This window comes from Pedobacter sp. UYP1, assembly GCF_040547305.1.
GTDB lineage: Bacteria > Bacteroidota > Bacteroidia > Sphingobacteriales > Sphingobacteriaceae > Pedobacter.
Genome location: NZ_JBEPPL010000009.1, coordinates 216,298 through 233,070, shown reverse-complemented (window position 1 = coordinate 233,070; position 16,773 = coordinate 216,298). Strand labels below are relative to the sequence as shown.

Annotated in this window: 8 protein-coding genes; 3 read left to right on the top strand and 5 right to left on the bottom strand. The window is 40.8% G+C overall.

All coding sequences use genetic code 11. The features are described from left to right. The first annotated feature begins 318 nt into the window (after nucleotides 1-318). Together ABIB30_RS18130 and ABIB30_RS18125 are read left to right on the top strand one after the other, a co-directional pair. Nucleotides 319-1,158 carry a siderophore-interacting protein gene (locus tag ABIB30_RS18130; RefSeq protein WP_354304419.1) on the top strand — a complete coding sequence of 280 codons (840 nt, stop codon included), beginning with the start codon at nucleotides 319-321 and terminating at the stop codon, nucleotides 1,156-1,158. Nucleotides 1,159-1,231: 73 nt separating this feature from the next. Next, nucleotides 1,232-2,428 carry an alginate lyase family protein gene (locus tag ABIB30_RS18125; RefSeq protein ID WP_354304417.1) on the top strand — a complete coding sequence of 399 codons (1,197 nt, stop codon included), beginning with the start codon at nucleotides 1,232-1,234 and terminating at the stop codon, nucleotides 2,426-2,428. Nucleotides 2,429-2,527: 99 nt separating this feature from the next. Here ABIB30_RS18125 and ABIB30_RS18120 read toward each other — a convergent pair whose 3' ends face one another. The 5 genes from ABIB30_RS18120 to ABIB30_RS18100 form a co-directional block, all read right to left on the bottom strand. Next, on the bottom strand, nucleotides 2,528-3,793 hold the full coding sequence (locus ABIB30_RS18120; RefSeq protein WP_354304415.1) for a DUF2264 domain-containing protein: 1,266 nt from the start codon (nucleotides 3,791-3,793) through the stop codon (nucleotides 2,528-2,530). Continuing rightward, on the bottom strand, nucleotides 3,794-4,999 hold the full coding sequence (locus tag ABIB30_RS18115; protein ID WP_354304413.1) for a glycoside hydrolase family 88 protein: 1,206 nt from the start codon (nucleotides 4,997-4,999) through the stop codon (nucleotides 3,794-3,796). A 120-nt stretch (nucleotides 5,000-5,119) separates the two neighbouring features. Next, nucleotides 5,120-7,180: a polysaccharide lyase family 8 super-sandwich domain-containing protein gene (locus ABIB30_RS18110; protein WP_354304412.1), complete on the bottom strand. Its 2,061-nt coding sequence runs from the start codon at nucleotides 7,178-7,180 to the stop codon at nucleotides 5,120-5,122. Beyond that, the gene (locus tag ABIB30_RS18105) at nucleotides 7,181-8,941 is read right to left on the bottom strand and encodes a RagB/SusD family nutrient uptake outer membrane protein (protein ID WP_354304410.1); all 1,761 of its coding nucleotides are present in this window, start codon (nucleotides 8,939-8,941) and stop codon (nucleotides 7,181-7,183) included. A gap of 10 nt (nucleotides 8,942-8,951) precedes the next feature. Continuing rightward, the gene (locus tag ABIB30_RS18100) at nucleotides 8,952-12,269 is read right to left on the bottom strand and encodes a SusC/RagA family TonB-linked outer membrane protein (RefSeq protein WP_354304408.1); all 3,318 of its coding nucleotides are present in this window, start codon (nucleotides 12,267-12,269) and stop codon (nucleotides 8,952-8,954) included. 198 nt (nucleotides 12,270-12,467) lie between these two features. Here ABIB30_RS18100 and ABIB30_RS18095 point away from each other — a divergent pair, with 198 nt between their 5' ends. Further along, on the top strand, nucleotides 12,468-16,580 hold the full coding sequence (locus tag ABIB30_RS18095; protein WP_354304406.1) for a hybrid sensor histidine kinase/response regulator transcription factor: 4,113 nt from the start codon (nucleotides 12,468-12,470) through the stop codon (nucleotides 16,578-16,580). Nucleotides 16,581-16,773: the final 193 nt, after the last annotated feature.

Sequence of the window (16,773 nt, the reverse complement as noted above, 5' to 3'; positions counted from 1 at the left end):
CTATTGTAAACTAAGGGCAGGAAATTGTAATAAACTAGGTAAACATAAATTAGTAATCTACTTTCTACTGTAAACTAATCTCAGTATAGGACAGAGCGTATTGTGATCTATGTTGAGAAGGGGTTGGTAAGGCTATTGGCCTTACCAACCCCTTCTCAACATAGATCACTTCTATATGCTGGACAGTTCTTTGTCAAATCTGCTTAAAAGACAGGGCTTTTACTTATAATGTAATCCAATTGTCATAGCTGGCATTATCTATTTAGAAAGATTATAAATAGAATATCTTTACCCGTAGTAAACCAGAGAAAAGCTACGATGAGTGAAACAAAAAAAGAATTACCTGCCATTGTCCGCGGAGTATTAGCCGTAAAAAACAAGATATATCTCACCCCAAATTATATTCGTGTCACCCTTACCGGAGATGATGTGCCTCTTTTCGCAGAGACTACCCCCGGGATTAACAATAAGATCTTTATCCCTCCCGCAGGAGTTAAGGAAATTCATTTTCCTGATTTCGATTACAGTACTGGAGAATGGGCTCACGCACCAGAACACTTAAAACCAGTCATCAGAACTTACACCCACAGAGCAATCGATCTGGAAAAAAAGGAAATGACGATAGATTTTGTTGCACACGGAGAAAGTGGGCCTGCTTCGGCATGGGCAATCAATGCCAAACCAGGAGATATTCTGGGCATCCTGATGAAAGCAAAAGAATCAGTGCTCTATCCAAAAGCAGATTGGTATTTGCTAGCCGCCGATGCAACCGGAATACCAGTTATTGCTGCTATACTTGAAACCCTTCCTGTTACCGCAACCGGGATTGCCTATATTGAAATACCAACAAAAGAAGATCAGCAGGAATTAAAAACTGACGCAGACATTCAAATCAACTGGGTTTACAATGAACATCCGGGAGAAAACACGCTCCTTGCTGATGCTGTGCGTACGGCAAAAATACCCGATCAAAAGCACAACACCCGTTTTGGCTATGCAGCAGCCGAATTTTCATCCATAAAAGACATTCGCCAATTTCTGCGTAAAGAACAAAACTGGGATCAAAGTGAACTGTATGCCTACTCTTACTGGAAATCCGGAGCCAGCGAAGACGGTTCAGTGAGGGCACGCCGGGAAGAACATCGGGAAGAAAAGTAAAGAATATTTGTTTGTATAAGATTTAGCTACATTTGGTTTCCACAGCATTCAAATGTGACTAAATCTTACACGCATGAAGAACAAGTTTTTTTATATGATCCTCGCTGTTCTGTATGGACAGTTCTCTTTCGCACAAACGCCAAAACTATTTCTAATCAATGCTGACCAGCTCAAAGCAAAGAAAGAAGCTTATCAGCGAAAAGATAAAGCAGTAAAACCCCTGGTAGATCTGGTAGTTCATAAGGCAGATGCTTTCCTGACTGCGAAGCCAAAATCGGTGATGGATAAATCATCAACCCCACCAAGCGGGTCAAAACATGACTATATGAGCCAGGCGCCTTATTTCTGGCCAGATCCTTCCAAAGCTGACGGAAAACCCTATATCAGAAAAGACGGCGAACGTAATCCCGCTATTCATCAAATAACCGATGCCGTATTTCTACACAATCTCACTGAACAATGTCAATTCTTAGCCCTCGCCTATTACTTTACAGGTCAGGAAAAATATGCTTTAAAAGCCAGCGAATTGCTGAATGCGTGGTTTATTGCCCCCGAAACAAAGATGAACCCTAACCTGAATTACGCACAAGCTATACCGGGCGTAAACGATGGTAGAGGCATTGGTATTATTGAAAGTCGTTCTTTAGTAGAACTAGCCGACTGGATAGGAATCCTGGCAAATTCAAAATCAATTACTGCATCACAAACTGAAGGTATAAAAACCTGGTATAAACAATACCTTGACTGGATGTTAACCAGCAAAAACGGGAAAGACGAACATAGATCCAAAAACAATCACGGTACTATTTACGATACCCAGATCGTTTCCTTTGCTTTATTTACAGACCAAAAAGAGCTGGCCAAAAAGACCATCACAGCAAGCCTGGAGAGAATAGCGCTACAGATTACACCAGAAGGCGAACAACCATTGGAACTCGCCAGAACAAAAGCTTATAGTTATAGTACAATGAACCTGAACGATGGCTGGTTTAATCTGGCCCTGCTCGGAACACATGCGGAAGTGGACGTCTGGAATTATCAGACTTCAGATGGAAGAAGTATACACAAAGCACTGGATTGGCTAATCCCATATGGTATGGGCGAGAAAACGAAAGACCGCAAGCAAATTATCCCCTACAATACCAGCGAGTTATATAGATTACTGACGCTTGCAGGGACAGCTTACAAAAATGACAGCTATTTCAAACAAGCCGAAGCTATACCAAAAGATAAAGACACCCAGTTAATTGAGCTGCTTTACAAGCCCTAACTATAAAAAAGCCCGGATTGAAGTATCAAAAAAGTCAGACACTTATTGGGGCACTTCAATCCGGGCTTTTTCACACAAAATATGCTACGCTATAATCTACTAATATTCTACTTTGTAATCTTTGACCACCTCTTGTCCGGTCCATGCTTTTAAAGAAGTCCAGGGAGCTGCAGGCCCGGTCCAGAATTCATTATCTGCCGGAAGTCCAAGCGTTAAAAAACCTAAAGTTGCCATATACAAACTTCCTGTAGAAGTATAATAATCTGCAATCGCGGGCTGATGGCCATTGAAGCCTAAGACCAGCCAGCCCTTATCATCAAAGTTCTGATTTCCATCAAACATATTCTGGATCACTTTGGTTAAACCACAACGAACCTGCGCGGGCTTCACGTAAGCTGGAAGTTTTTCCAATAACGCAGTCTGGGCCAGCGCCTGAAATGCCGCTGTCCGGTAAGTCACAGAACGTCCATAAGCCGGATAAGTACCTTCAGGAGAAATAACCCTTTCCAGATACTCCGAATATCTGACCATTCTTTTTAACGCCTGATCATAATCACTCACCGGAGCTTTTTTATGGTCAGCCAGAATCTTTTCAAGATCAACCAGCATTGTATGAATCACATAAGAATTATAATAATCCATACTGAATTTTTCCCCATCACTATACCAACTGTCACCTACGTACCATTCCTTCATTTTATTAACCGCAAACTGAACCCTTGCAGGGTCATACTGCTCACCAATACTTAATAAAAAACCTTCTGTCAAACCTGAGAACAAAAGCCAGTTATTGTAAGCCCCACTCCTGTCTCTGAGTGACTTAAACTCTTCCACAAAGCGTGCTTTAGTTTCCTTATCTAAAGGTTCCCACAACGCCTTTGGTGCACGAATAAAAGCCTGAGCCACATAAGCCGCATCTACAATCGGCTGACCTTCAGTCCTGAAATTCAAATAATCAGGACTTTTAGGATTTACTGCATTCTTTAGACCTTTTAAAAGTAGTGTACGCATTTCTTTACGCATTTTTCCTTCTTCAGTACGGTCATCAGGAAGAGCCAGCCACGGTGCTATACCTGCCATTGTTCTGCCTACTGCTTCCAGATAAGTCACACTTTTAAGATTCAAAGCATATTTAGGCCCCGTTTCCAAAGGCATCTTCTTTTTCAATGTTTCATTAGCCAGGTTATAAACCACAGGATAAGAAATCTTGTATAATGCTTTGACCCAAACTTGTCTGTCTTGTGTACCTGTAGTAGGTTTGCTCTTCTCCTGCTGCTGTGCAGAAGCCGAAAAAACAATCGGGAAAGACAAGAATAGTATTACTTTTGTACGGAAAGAAGTCATAAGGTTATATAGGTTAATCATTTATAAATACCATTTTTTATATCTTCCTAAAGCCTCCAGGAAGTAATAATCTGCATACACTAAAGGTACATCAATTTCACTGTTCAAAGGAAGTGCACCTGTACTATGTAATAACAGGAAACCTCCATTTTCGCCCAATTTAGCACGGTAAGCCGGAGTTGCCAAAGACCTGATCATCGTTTCTGCCGAAGATAGAAATTCCGTTTTCTCTTTACCTTCTGCTGTGTACTGAGCGAGTTCCAGTAAAGCTGACGCAGCTATCGCCCCCGCAGAAGCATCACGTTCCGCGTAAGGGATTTTTGGCGCATCAAAATCCCAGAAAGGAATTTTATCAGCAGGCAGATTTGGATGATTCAGGATAAAATGAGCAATTCCCTTTGCCTGATACAGATACTTTTGATCTTTGGTATCCCGGTACATCATCGTGTAGCCATATAATGCCCAGGCCTGTCCACGTGCCCATGCAGAACAATCAGCAGCTCCCTGCCAGGTTGCTTTGCGGTTAACTTTTCCAGTTGTCAAGTCATAATCTACAACATGATAAGAACTAAAATCGGGTCTGAAATGATTCTTTAAAGCCGTATTGGCATGCTTAACAGCAATCTCCTTATACTTTGCATCTCCGCCGTTATCACTCACCCAATTCAGCATTTCCAGGTTCATCATATTGTCTATGATTACCGGACATTTCCAGTATTTATTTTTATCCCACGACTGGATGGATTCAATTGCAGGACGATAACGTTTAGCGAGTGAGGCTGCCGATCTTTCAATAATTGTTTTATAAGCAGGATCTTTAGTGAGCCGGTATGCATTCCCAAAACTGCAGAACATCATAAACCCAAGGTCATGGTTACCACTATAATCCTGATTTGGTTCAATGACTTTTAATGCTTTTTCTGCCGTCTTTTTCACTGCTGCATCTTTAGTCTGCTCGTAGATATACCATAATGAACCACTATAAAAACCACTGCACCACCACTTGATATCATAGGCAACCAGTTTATTGTTTTTAGCATCATAACTCTGTGGCGTTAAACCAGCAGGGATATTCTTGTCCAGAACTTTATATTGTTGTACAGCAAAATTAAACTGTTCATCAATTAATTGCTTCATGCTTTGTAATTGTGTTCCTGATTTCTGCGCAAAAGAGGCAGATCCCGCCAGTAAGAGTAGTCCTGCAATTAAATTGATTTTCTTCTTCATCTTATTTTTTGTTTTTACTTAATCATTTGTGCCAATATTGGTGTTTTAATATTTTTACGCCTTATTCGGTTCATCCCTTTTCACTTCAAGCCTTATCCCTTTTCACTTCAAGCTTTATCCTTAATTATGTCCAGGGTTTAAACGGCAACTAGCCGTAGCCCCCTTTTGTGCGCCTGCCGGTAAAACACAATTCAATTTCTTCACTTCTTTTAACCCTGGTAATTTTACTTCAAGCTGTATAGCCGTATTCTCCTGCGCAGGATCTGCAACATTGATAATCGGGTTTTCTGTATGTAAACCCTCAATCAAAATCGTACAAGCCTTATCTGCTTTAACACTGAAATCTCCTCCTAAAAACACCCCACCTTTATAAAAAACCAACTGTAAAAGATCCAACCCCTTATGTTCTACAACCTGTAAATCTGCTGTATTGCTTAAAATCCTGAGCATTGATAAATTATAGTTCCGCATCATCTTTGCATCCTTTAAACCCGGAACCACTATATATTCGTAATGTCCATCCGAAGGTTTAACCCCATGACTTAAAGAAAGCTGAAACACTTTCCCGCTTATTTCTTCTTTTGACTGAGACTGATTGATCCGGTACCAGTTGCCTTTTTGTAAATGATTGCTCACAATAAAAGCACCTCCTTCAGGAAGGAAATAGCCAATATGATCATGCCATACCCATCCGGGTGTTGCATGCGCTTTATCCAAAACAACCTCCCCTTTTAACCAGCTCTGATTTAAAGTGGTCTTTACTTCTTCCCCGGCCCCAGCTTTGATTCCTGCCCCTAAACACACAATCTCTTTGTCAAAAAAGAACCACGCCTTTTTGGCCTGTACGCCATCAATATCCTGCGCATAAACAGAAAGACCATATAAACCATTACTCACTCCACCAACAAAAGCAGTTGTTCCAGGAATCCCCCAATCATGCTTAATCGTAGCTCCTTCATCATTGGAATAATCCCTGCTGGTTGTCCCTGGAATTTTATCCCATTCCCAAACAGGCATTACATTCGCATATTCATCACCACGTACCTGGATATTTGTTGCACCATCTGCCAGAAACTTACCCAGTATATTTTCATTATTTCCCCTTTCCGTTCTCAATGTTCTGGACGAAGCAGTCTGCACGCTAAAAGTATATGCAGGCCGGATATGTAAAGTGTACCCACTTTTCCAATACACCCTGTTGCCGGGTGTAATCCCATAAGAAGCAGGTTCTTTAAGCGCCATACGTTTGGCAGCAGCATCCCAATAAGCCGTATTTTCCGGGTTCAAAATTTTAATCTTAGTGATTAATCCTCCAAAAGCACCCTTTAAAGAATCCCTTCTGCTAATTCCCCGGCCACGTACATTTAAATCAAAGAAACTACCACGGATAGTCTTGAAAAAAGTACCCTTCAGATAAGTCATGAGTATATTCAGCTGACCAGCAGGCATTGCATAAGCAGTACCTCTTAAATAGAAAGCAGCATTCACAGAATTACTGGCAAATACAGCCCCATAACTACCAATTGCCTGCTGTTTTCCATGTTGAAAATAACTGTTATCCACTTGTACACCTTCCTTCCCATCGGTAATCGAAACAGGTTCAAATAAATACGTTGAAGCAGAGTCCAGGGTAGATTTGCGCTCCGTTAAGCAAGCCCGGTACAAATAATGCAAAGCCTCATCCGAAGTATTCGCGCCATCTCCGGTCTTTAATTTCCGGATCATCCTGGCAATTAAAGACTGTTCCATACCCGCTGGCAAAGGTATTTTTCCGTAGCGCATCAGAATCAGTATTTCACCAATCATCTTTGGATAAAAGATATCATTGTACCACCAGTTTTTGTTTTTAGGGTTCAGTTTCAGCCAATGCTGAAGAGATTTAACAACCGCATTATAAGCATTTGTATCACCATACAATTGATTTGCCCCACTATAAGCAATAGCGATCCCTTTAATTCTTTGCAAAGGGTCATAATCCGGATTCGCATAATTGAGATCCGGCCAGCTGCCATCTTCTTTTAAAGCAGCGATAGCAGACAGCGCCTTCGTATCCGAAGAACCGCTTTGCAAATCGGCATTGATCCTTCCCATAATAGTCCGGTAAGGAACAGGAACTTCCTGGCCGTTTGCTGCCAGGTTTATACCCAGCAGCAACAAGACAACTAATTGATATCCCTTCATCTAATTAATCCAGCCAGTATTTTGTTTCAAATTCGGGTTCCGCTCTATTTCTACCTGAGGTACTGGCCAGTTATAAATATAATCACCTTTAAAAGAATAAGGATAAACCGTATTTCCCCAGATCTGTTTAACCCCATTATCCGTATAAAAAACTTTGTCTTTCCAACTCTTCCAGCGTAACTCATCAAAGTAATTGATCCCTTCATTCGGGAATTCTACCCGGCGTTCATTCCGGATACGTTCTGTTAAGTCACTCTGACTACTTACATAAGTCGGCAATCCACCATTTCCCATTTGCAACAAAGCCGCACCTGCTCTAGCTCTCACCTCATTCACTTTTGCAATTGCATCACCAGCAGACCCCAGTTGATTCAATGCTTCTGCCCACATCAACAGTACATCAGCATACCTTAAAATAGGAAAATCTGTAGGCCCATAAGACCTGTTCAATGTCTCTGAAGCACCTTCATACACAAATTTGCGGTACAAATAGTAGAAATAACTCTGTGTATCCGTCCGTAAATCACCATTTAAAGCCGCCTCTGAACGGTATGGCCATCTCGAAGTTACCGTTGCATTGATCCCGCTATATACACCCACATAAGTAGAATAAGGAGTAATTACATTTGCTGCTAATCTTGGATCACGATTCGTATAAACCTGTAAAATACGTGCCTCATTACCCGTTGGTAAATAAAGACTCATTTTGGCACCTCTGGTTGTTGCCGCAGCAATTTCGGCAGCAGTCAGGTTATTCCTTAAAAAGTAGACCTCTCTTTGCGCTACAGTCAAGGCAGAATAACCCGGCAAAACAGCCTCCCAGTTAAACTTTGAACCATCCGCATTTTCGTATAAATCAACCAGGTTTGGCGAAACATGGTAAGTATTCCAGCAAGACCCAAAAGAAGATCTAGTACCACAGAAGAACTGTGTTGTAGAACCCGCATTCGCCTGACCAATGTTCTGAATAGAGAAAATCATCTCATTACTTTGCTCATTAGCCGTTTTGAACAAGGTGGTGTAATTGTTGAATAACCCATAACCCGCATCTTTAACCTTACTAAAATCCGCCGCAGCCAACGCCCATTTCTGCTGATATAAGTAAGCCTTACCGCGTAATGCATAAGCTGCACCTTTTGTAATATGACCATAAGAAGCATTCCCTGCAGTATACCTGTCCGGAAGATTTGGCTCTGCAATACAAGCGGTCAAATCAGCGATAACCTGGGTCCAGACTTCTTCTTCTGTAGCACGTCCCTTAACTGCTTCATCTGCTAAAAATGGCTCCAGATAAACAGGAACGCCCTTGTACAGTTGATTTAACCTGAAATAATAATAAGCTCTTAAAAATTTGGCTTCCGCTATATATCTGCTCTTTTTCGCATCGGCAGATGGAGACTTTAGCGGAATGTTTTTAATGGCATCATTGGCGCGCTGAATCCCCTCGTACATATTTTTCCAGGTATCACTAAACATAGAATTCCCCGTGGTAATTGTTCCTGCCATCAATACTTCCGAACCACTGGTTTGCCCGGTAAAGCCAAAACGATCCAACTGATAAAGTTCCAGGCCCGATGCACCAGAAGTATTAATACCTAAGCGCAGCGCATTGTAAACACCTGTAATTCCCAAATCGGTCAGGTTATCAGTTGTCCACATCTTTTCTGCATCTACCGCAGAATAAGGTGCAGTTTCCAGTAAGTTTTTTTTACACCCTGATAGAACCACCAGCGTTAGTATAATTGATAAAATCTTTTTCATTTCTTTCTCCTTAAAAAGTAACATTTAAACCTAATGTGTACTGACGCATCGTTGGATAAGCTACACCTGCATACTGTCCACCAGAAACACCAAGCTCAGGATCAAGTCCAGGAAATTTGGTGATTGTAAACAAGTTCTCTCCCGAAACATATAACCTGACCCTGTTCATCCCTGCCTTCTTTGAAATATCTGAGGACAGCGTATAACCCAGCTGCAAGTTTTTCAGTTTCACATAAGAAGCATTATACAGATAGAAATCACTGGCTACACCCGAGTTCTGAACATCGGTTGTGTTTTTAAGTCTTGGATAATGGGCATTGATATTATTTGCCGGATCTGCCGGATTTGCTGCATTGTAATAATAGTGGTCATTGGCAATTAATGTGCTCACTGCATTACCCAACGATACAATTGAACTGTTGTAACCAGCAGCATTCCAGTAGTATTTCATGCCTGCACTACCTGCCCATAACATTGACAGGTCGAAACCTTTGTAAGCAAAATTAAGCTGCAGACCGAAGTTATATTTTGGCGTTGCCGATACATTAGAGAAAGTCTGGTCATAAGTATTTCCATAAATGCCGTCCCCGTTGTTATCTGCATAAATCAGGTCTCCATAAGTGATATTCGTTTTGCCTGCTGCCCCTCCTGTTGGCTGAAAAGTATAACCAGCACTGACCATACTTTGTAACCAGGCCAGATCCTGAGGAGTGCGGATCATTCCATCCTTAGGTCCTCCTTTGATATTTAAACTTCCATCAGCATTGTTATAAGAACCATTTCCCTTATAAACATTGTACAGATAATACTGATTGGCCTGCTGTCCTTCCAGAATACGCGTTATTGTACCATTGGATACACTGCCCAAATTTGAAGAATACACTTGGTTACCGTTTGCATCAGTCGTATAACCTTGCTGTAAAGCACCTTTATATTTCTTAACCCGGTTAAAATTATAGGCGAAATTTCCAGACACCCCATATTTAAAATCACCTGATTTACCATTATAGCCCAAAGTCAGCTCTACCCCTTTATTAGAAATCTCTGCTATATTTTTGGTGGCCGCTGTCGCAGTCCCTACCGTTAAAGGGATCGTTGGCACATATAAAATCCCTTCTGTAAACTTGTTATACAAATCCACTTCAAAATTAACCGCCCCTTTAAAAAGTGATCCGTCTAAACCCAGATTGGTTACCGTAGTCGTTTCCCATCTCAAATCTCCATTGGCGAATTTCGATTGAATCAGCCCGTTAACCGGCAGCCCATTAAAAGAATAAGGTGTAGAACCATAAACAGCTTTATAATCGTAATTACCCAATGACGCATCGGCATTCATCACGTTATTACCTGTTTTACCCCAGGATGCACGTAACTTCAGGTTACTTACATAAGCATTCATATTTTTCATGAATGGCTCCTGAGAGATACGCCACCCCGCAGAAAAAGCAGGAAAGAAACCCCACCTGTTATCGGGAGCAAATTTGGAAGATCCATCATAACGAAATACACCTTCCAACAGATACTTGCTCTGATAAGCATAGTTTAAACGACCAAAGAATGACCGGATCGAATAATCATAAGCATCCCCATTGATAGCGGTCATTGTAGTTGCAGAACCTAAGGTGGTGATAGAGGCATCGATCAACCCAGTCTTGGTCGCATCCCAATTGTAATAATTGAAGTAATTCTGGTTGTAGCCTAATAAAACACCGATATCATGCTTTTCAGCAACCGTTGTATTGTATCTTAAAACGTTATCAATGGTGGTACTGTAATTCTTATTGAAATAATATGACGTACTCAACTGATCGGGAGTAGTGGCTGCCACCTTTAAAGTATTGGTCGCAAAATTCCATTTTTCGAAGGTGTTGCTAAAAGAGTTTTTCTCTTCAAAACGCGTCTGGTAATTGAAACGGGTTTCGAAACTTAGTCCTTTGTAGATGTCGAAGTTTGCAAATACAGTAGTATTAAACCTCGATTCCTGATCCTTACCACCTGTGCTATATAAATAAGTAGAAATGTTATTCGCCGTAGCAGACTCTTCAGCAGCGGCCGGAAAACCATACAAACCATTGTAAACCGGATATACTCCTGGCGTAGTTTGACGAAGGAAATTAAAAGCATTTACTGTACTGGCCATTCCAAAATTTTGCAGGGAAGCAAAAGTCTGTGTACCTAAGGTCAGGAACTTATTGACCTTAGTCTGTAAGTTAATCCTTAACTGAAAACGATCAGTCCCGGTATTGGCCATTGTCCCCGGATTATTTAAATAACCCGCAGAAAGCAGATATTGTGTGTTTTCTGTTCCGCCATTCAGTGAAATATTATGCTGCTGAACCAGGTTATGTTCAAAAATAGCTTTTGCCCAATCTGTATTCGGATAAGCAACCCTGTTTGGAATTCCCTGTGCAGTTAGTCCATCCGGATCAGCATTTGCAGCTGCCCAGAGGGCTTTAGTTGCATCTGTATAAACTGGAGTCTGGCCAAGGTTCCGGTAGCCTTCATTCACCAGGTTCATATGGGTAATATAATCAGTCACGAATTTCGGCATGCTGGCAGGTGTTGCAACTGAAAACATACTGGTATAATTGACACTGAGTTTATTCCTGGTTCCCTTTTTAGTGGTGATCAGAATTACACCATTTGCAGCCAGTGAGCCATAAATTGAGGCTGCCGCAGCATCCTTCAATAAAGACATACTTTCTACATCATTCGGGTTAACCGCATCCATTGTACCTGCTATCCCATCGATAATCACTAATGGATTATTGTTATTTAAAGTACCCGCTCCCCTGATCCTGATCGTTGCACCGTCACTGCCTGGCTTACCGGAACTCTGGTTAACTGCAATACCCGCACTTAAACCCGCAAGGCCAGAAGAAAGATTGGTGATTGGACGGTTCTCTAAAGATTTTGCACTAATTGTGGCAATGGAACCGATTACATTTACTTTCTTTTGTGTACCATATCCTACCACCACCACTTCATTTAAACCGGTACTGGTCGCGTGCAGATTTACATTTAAAACTGCGTTACCACCGGCAGCTAAAGTTTGTGTGGTAAAACCAATCGCTGTAAATACAATTTCAGCATTTCCGTCTGCCTGTATTTTATACTTTCCGTTGGAATCTGATTGGGTAGATTTTGAGGTTCCTTTGGCCTGGATAGAAACACCAGGTATTGGCAACTGCTGTTCATCGGTAATAGTTCCTGAAATTACTTTGCTTTGCGCAAATAAAGATAAAGGTGAGACAAAAGTTAACGCGCTACATAAAAGTACCGTAAACATTAAGCTACACCTCATTACATTAAGGTATAATTTCTTCATAATTGAGTTTTATTTGGTTAGGTTTTTCCAGGAGTATTTCCAGCCATCAGAGGTGGTAACATCCTATAGCAAACTTATAGGCAAAGGGGGATCCGGAGGGGGTAATTTTATAAATTTATAGGGGTGATTTTCTAATAATTTAGCTTATAATTGCGTAATCAGGCTGTTTGTCACCTATTTTACTGAAAAAACCAAAACATGCGCTTCAAACCAAATTACTTCCTTTTCCCAGCGTTGTTTTTTTGTTTCATTTGTAGTCAGCTTAGTGCGCAACAGCCTATCTTATTTGACCATTTAAATATTGAAAAAGGGCTCTCTCAGAATGCTGTACTTTCTATTGCACAAGACCGCAATGGCTTTATCTGGCTGGGTACCCGGCGTGGTTTAAACCGCTATGACGGCTACCGGTTTAAAATATACCTGAACAATCCTGCAGATAGCAACTCGTTGAGAAATGATTATATCAATGCCTTGTATAAGGATCATAAAGGTTCTTTATGGATAGGGACAGATGCCGGCCTTCAAAAATATAACAGCCAAAAAGAGTCTTTTGAAATGGTGCGTGATTCAGGTAAAATGCGCAATCCCGAAGGAAAAAAGGTAACCTGCGTGGAAGAGGACAAATCGGGTAATTTATGGGTAGGAACAGAATATGGCTTGAAATTCCTGGCCAGTAAAAATAACCGGGTCTATGCACGCACGTTTTACGCAGTTAAAGGCCAGCTCCCATCCAATAATATTAAAACTATTTATCAGGATCATTTAGGGATGATATGGATCGGTACTTCTAATGGCTTGTGCCGCCTTACGCTTCGCAAAGGCATTTTTCATTTTGAAAACTTTAAAAACAATGGGCAACAGGGAGAGATCAGCGACAACTTTATCACCAGTATCATTGAAGACAAAGGAAAAAATCTATGGATCGGTACCCAAAACGGCGGCATAAACCGTTATGACCGCTCAACGCGCAAATTCATCGCTTTTAAGCATACCCATGACCCCAGAAGTCCGATAAGTAATGTAGTCCGGAAAATCATCACAGATCAGTCCGGAAACCTATGGATTGGAAGTTTGGAAGGAATCAGTATTATGGATCCGAAAACATATGCTTGTGTTTCTTACCAAAATGCTTCTGAGAATAAAAAGAGCTTGAGCCAGAACTCAGTTTATAGTCTGTTTAAGGACAAAAATGAGTCCATCTGGATCGGTACTTACTTTGGCGGAGTTAATATTGCGTATCCCTACATTACACATTTCGTTGGATACCAGAAAAATAAATACGAATCCAGTATTAGTAATAACGTGGTAAGTTCAATCGTAGAAGACAGGCAGAAAAACCTGTGGATAGGCACTGAAGGAGGCGGCCTGAATTATTATAATCGTAAAATGGGTCAGTATAAAGCTTACCTGAATACTTCCTCTCCTTCCAGTTTAGGTTCAAACCTCGTTAAATCTATCTATGAAGATAAAAAAGGAACGATCTGGGCAGGTACGCATGGCGGTGGATTAAATCGCTTCAACCCTGTTACACAAAGCTTCCAGCGTTTTCTGTATGATCCAAAGAATCCGCTGATTGATGAGATGAATACTTTTACCGAAGACCAGCAGGATCGTTTATGGGTGGGTACACAAAAGAACGGTATCCTTTTTTCAAATCTTCAAAAGACCATATTTAAACCACTTGATCTTCCTGTTGTTAATCAAAAGCTGAAAGACAGATCGATTTATGTATTATTCAGAGATCAGGCTCAGGATACCTGGATTGGAACATCAGATGGATTGTTCTTGTTAAATAAAGCACAGAACTTGCTGGTTACTTTCAAAATGGGCTTACCGCAAAGTTTGAAATCCAGTAATATCAATTGCATTACCCAGCGCAAAAACGGTGAAATATGGATTGGTACTTATTATGGTGGACTGAGTTATTATGATCAGCAGCATAACCGCTTTGTAAATTATACCCAGGAAAACGGTTTACCAAATAACAATGTATTCGGCATCCTGGAAGATGATGGAGGTAATTTGTGGGTAAGTACGAGTAATGGCGTATCCATGTTTAATCCGGTACTTAAAACCTTTAAGAATTATAATTCAAGTGATGGATTACCTGGAAATGAGTTTAATAAAAATGCTTATTTGAAAAGTACAGCTGGGGAACTGTTTTTTGGTGGTTACAATGGCTTTACAGGTTTTTCAACTCACAAGATACAGATCAATACCAAGCCTTCAGAAATTGTACTGACAGCCCTGAAACTAGACAATCAAACTGTAGAAATTAATGGAAAGGACGGGCTTTTAAAGCAGAATATCTTCCTGACCGATGAAGTTACGCTGCACCATAACCAAAACACGATCACGCTTGATTTTGCCCTGCTCAATTACGTTAAACCAGAAAAGAATAAATACAGTTACAAACTGCTGGGTTTTGAGAAAAACTGGAATGCTGTCAATACCCCTACAGCTACCTATACCAATCTGCCACCGGGCGATTATGTTTTCCAGGTAAAAGGGACGAACAATGACGGCATACCAAGCTTAAATACTAAAACGTTAAAAATCAGCATCCTTCCTCCTTTCTATTTAACCTGGTGGGCTTATTTATGTTATGGTTGCCTGGCCACGGGAATCATAGTCTTGCTGTTACGCTATTTACTGATCAGGGCAGTACTTAGAAATGAGAAAGAGACCAATGCACATAAACTGGAATTCTTCACCAATATATCTCACGAAATCAGAACGCCATTAACATTAATTGTAGGCCCGTTAGAAAAGATCATAGACCAGACCATTGCACAACCGGAGTTGCATCAGGAGCTCTCCTTAATTAAAAACAATGCAGACCGGCTGATGCGCCTGACCACAGAATTGCTCGACTTCAGAAAGGCCGAGAGTGGAAAAATGGTATTACAGGTTAGCCCGGGTAATGTGGTTAAATTCTGCCATGAAATATTCCTGGTGTTTCAAAATCCCGCAGACAGTCAGCAGCTTGATTATAATTTTTCTGCAGCGCAAGAAGACATCCAGTTATACTTTGATAAAGTACAATTAGAAAAGGTGTTGTTTAACCTGCTGTCTAATGCTTTCAAATTTACCCCGGAAAACGGAAAAATCAGTGTTCACCTTCAAACTGAAGCTGACCTTGTTCAAATTGAAATCAAGAATAGTGGAAAAGGTATTCCGCTGGAAAACCAGGGAGAGTTGTTTAACAGCTTTTACCAGGTGGCACCGGCCGGAAATATCGGTACAGGCTTAGGACTTTCCTTTTCAAAGAGTATCACGGAACTGCATCATGGAAAAATTTATTTCGAAAGTACACCAGATGTGAAGGGGATAAATGGGCACACCTGTTTTACTGTAGCGCTGCCAATGGGCAAAAATCACTTTAAACCAGCAGAGCTGATCTCAGATTATATTTATTACGATGATGCTATAAATTATAATAAAGAAGCAGATTCTAATACGCATTACCATGAACATTTGATTCAACCTGATCCTGCAATAGTTCCCATAGAAAACACGATTCCTGCCGAGGATTTGCAATTTCAACCTGCAAAAAAACACTCCATTCTATTAGCGGAAGACAATGCAGAAATCAGAAGATTTCTCAGCGATGCGCTCTCGGTTACCTACCAGGTTCACGAATGTGAAGACGGAATGGCCGGATGGGAAACTGCACCAGATTTAATTCCAGATCTGATTATCAGTGATGTGATGATGCCAAATATGGATGGCCTGGAGTTTTGCCGAAGAATTAAGACTGATGAAAGAACCAGCCATATTCCTGTCATTCTGTTAACCGCAAGATCTGCCTATATCCACCAGGTCAACGGTTTGGAAACCGGAGCGGATGCTTATATCAACAAGCCGTTCAATATCAAACTATTGCAGTTAACGCTGGAGAACCTGTTGAATGCAAGGGAGGTATTAAAATCAAAATATGGACAGACAATTACGCTCGAACCCAAAAATCTGATCATCAACACTACCGAACAGCAGTTTCTTGCGAACCTGATCAGGATTATTGAAAAACATATCAGCGATACCGATTTTGGTGTACCTGCACTTGCGGCCGAAATAGGAATGAGCCAGCCTGTACTTTATAAGAAAATCAGATCGTTAACTGATCAGTCTGTGAATGACTTTATCAAATCTTTCCGGCTTAAACAAGCCGCAAGATTACTTAAGGCAGGTGGTTTATCTATTTCGGAGATCGCTTACAGCGTAGGTTTTAATGACCGGAAATACTTTAGTCTGGAGTTTAAAAAGCAATTTGGGATCAGCCCGACTGACTATATAAGATCAGGAATATAGTGCTTTCTTATTTAGAAGAAGATAAACAAACAGATGACTAAAAGTAGAATTAGCCAATATTTATCAGTCTCTTCCATTTTTGGCGGAAGAATCATAGAATATTTATCCAATGATTTATCGAACTTTAGATTTATACCCAATGTTTTTCCAAACGCTATTACTTTTTTTCTGCTTATTTTTTCATAATAGAGTT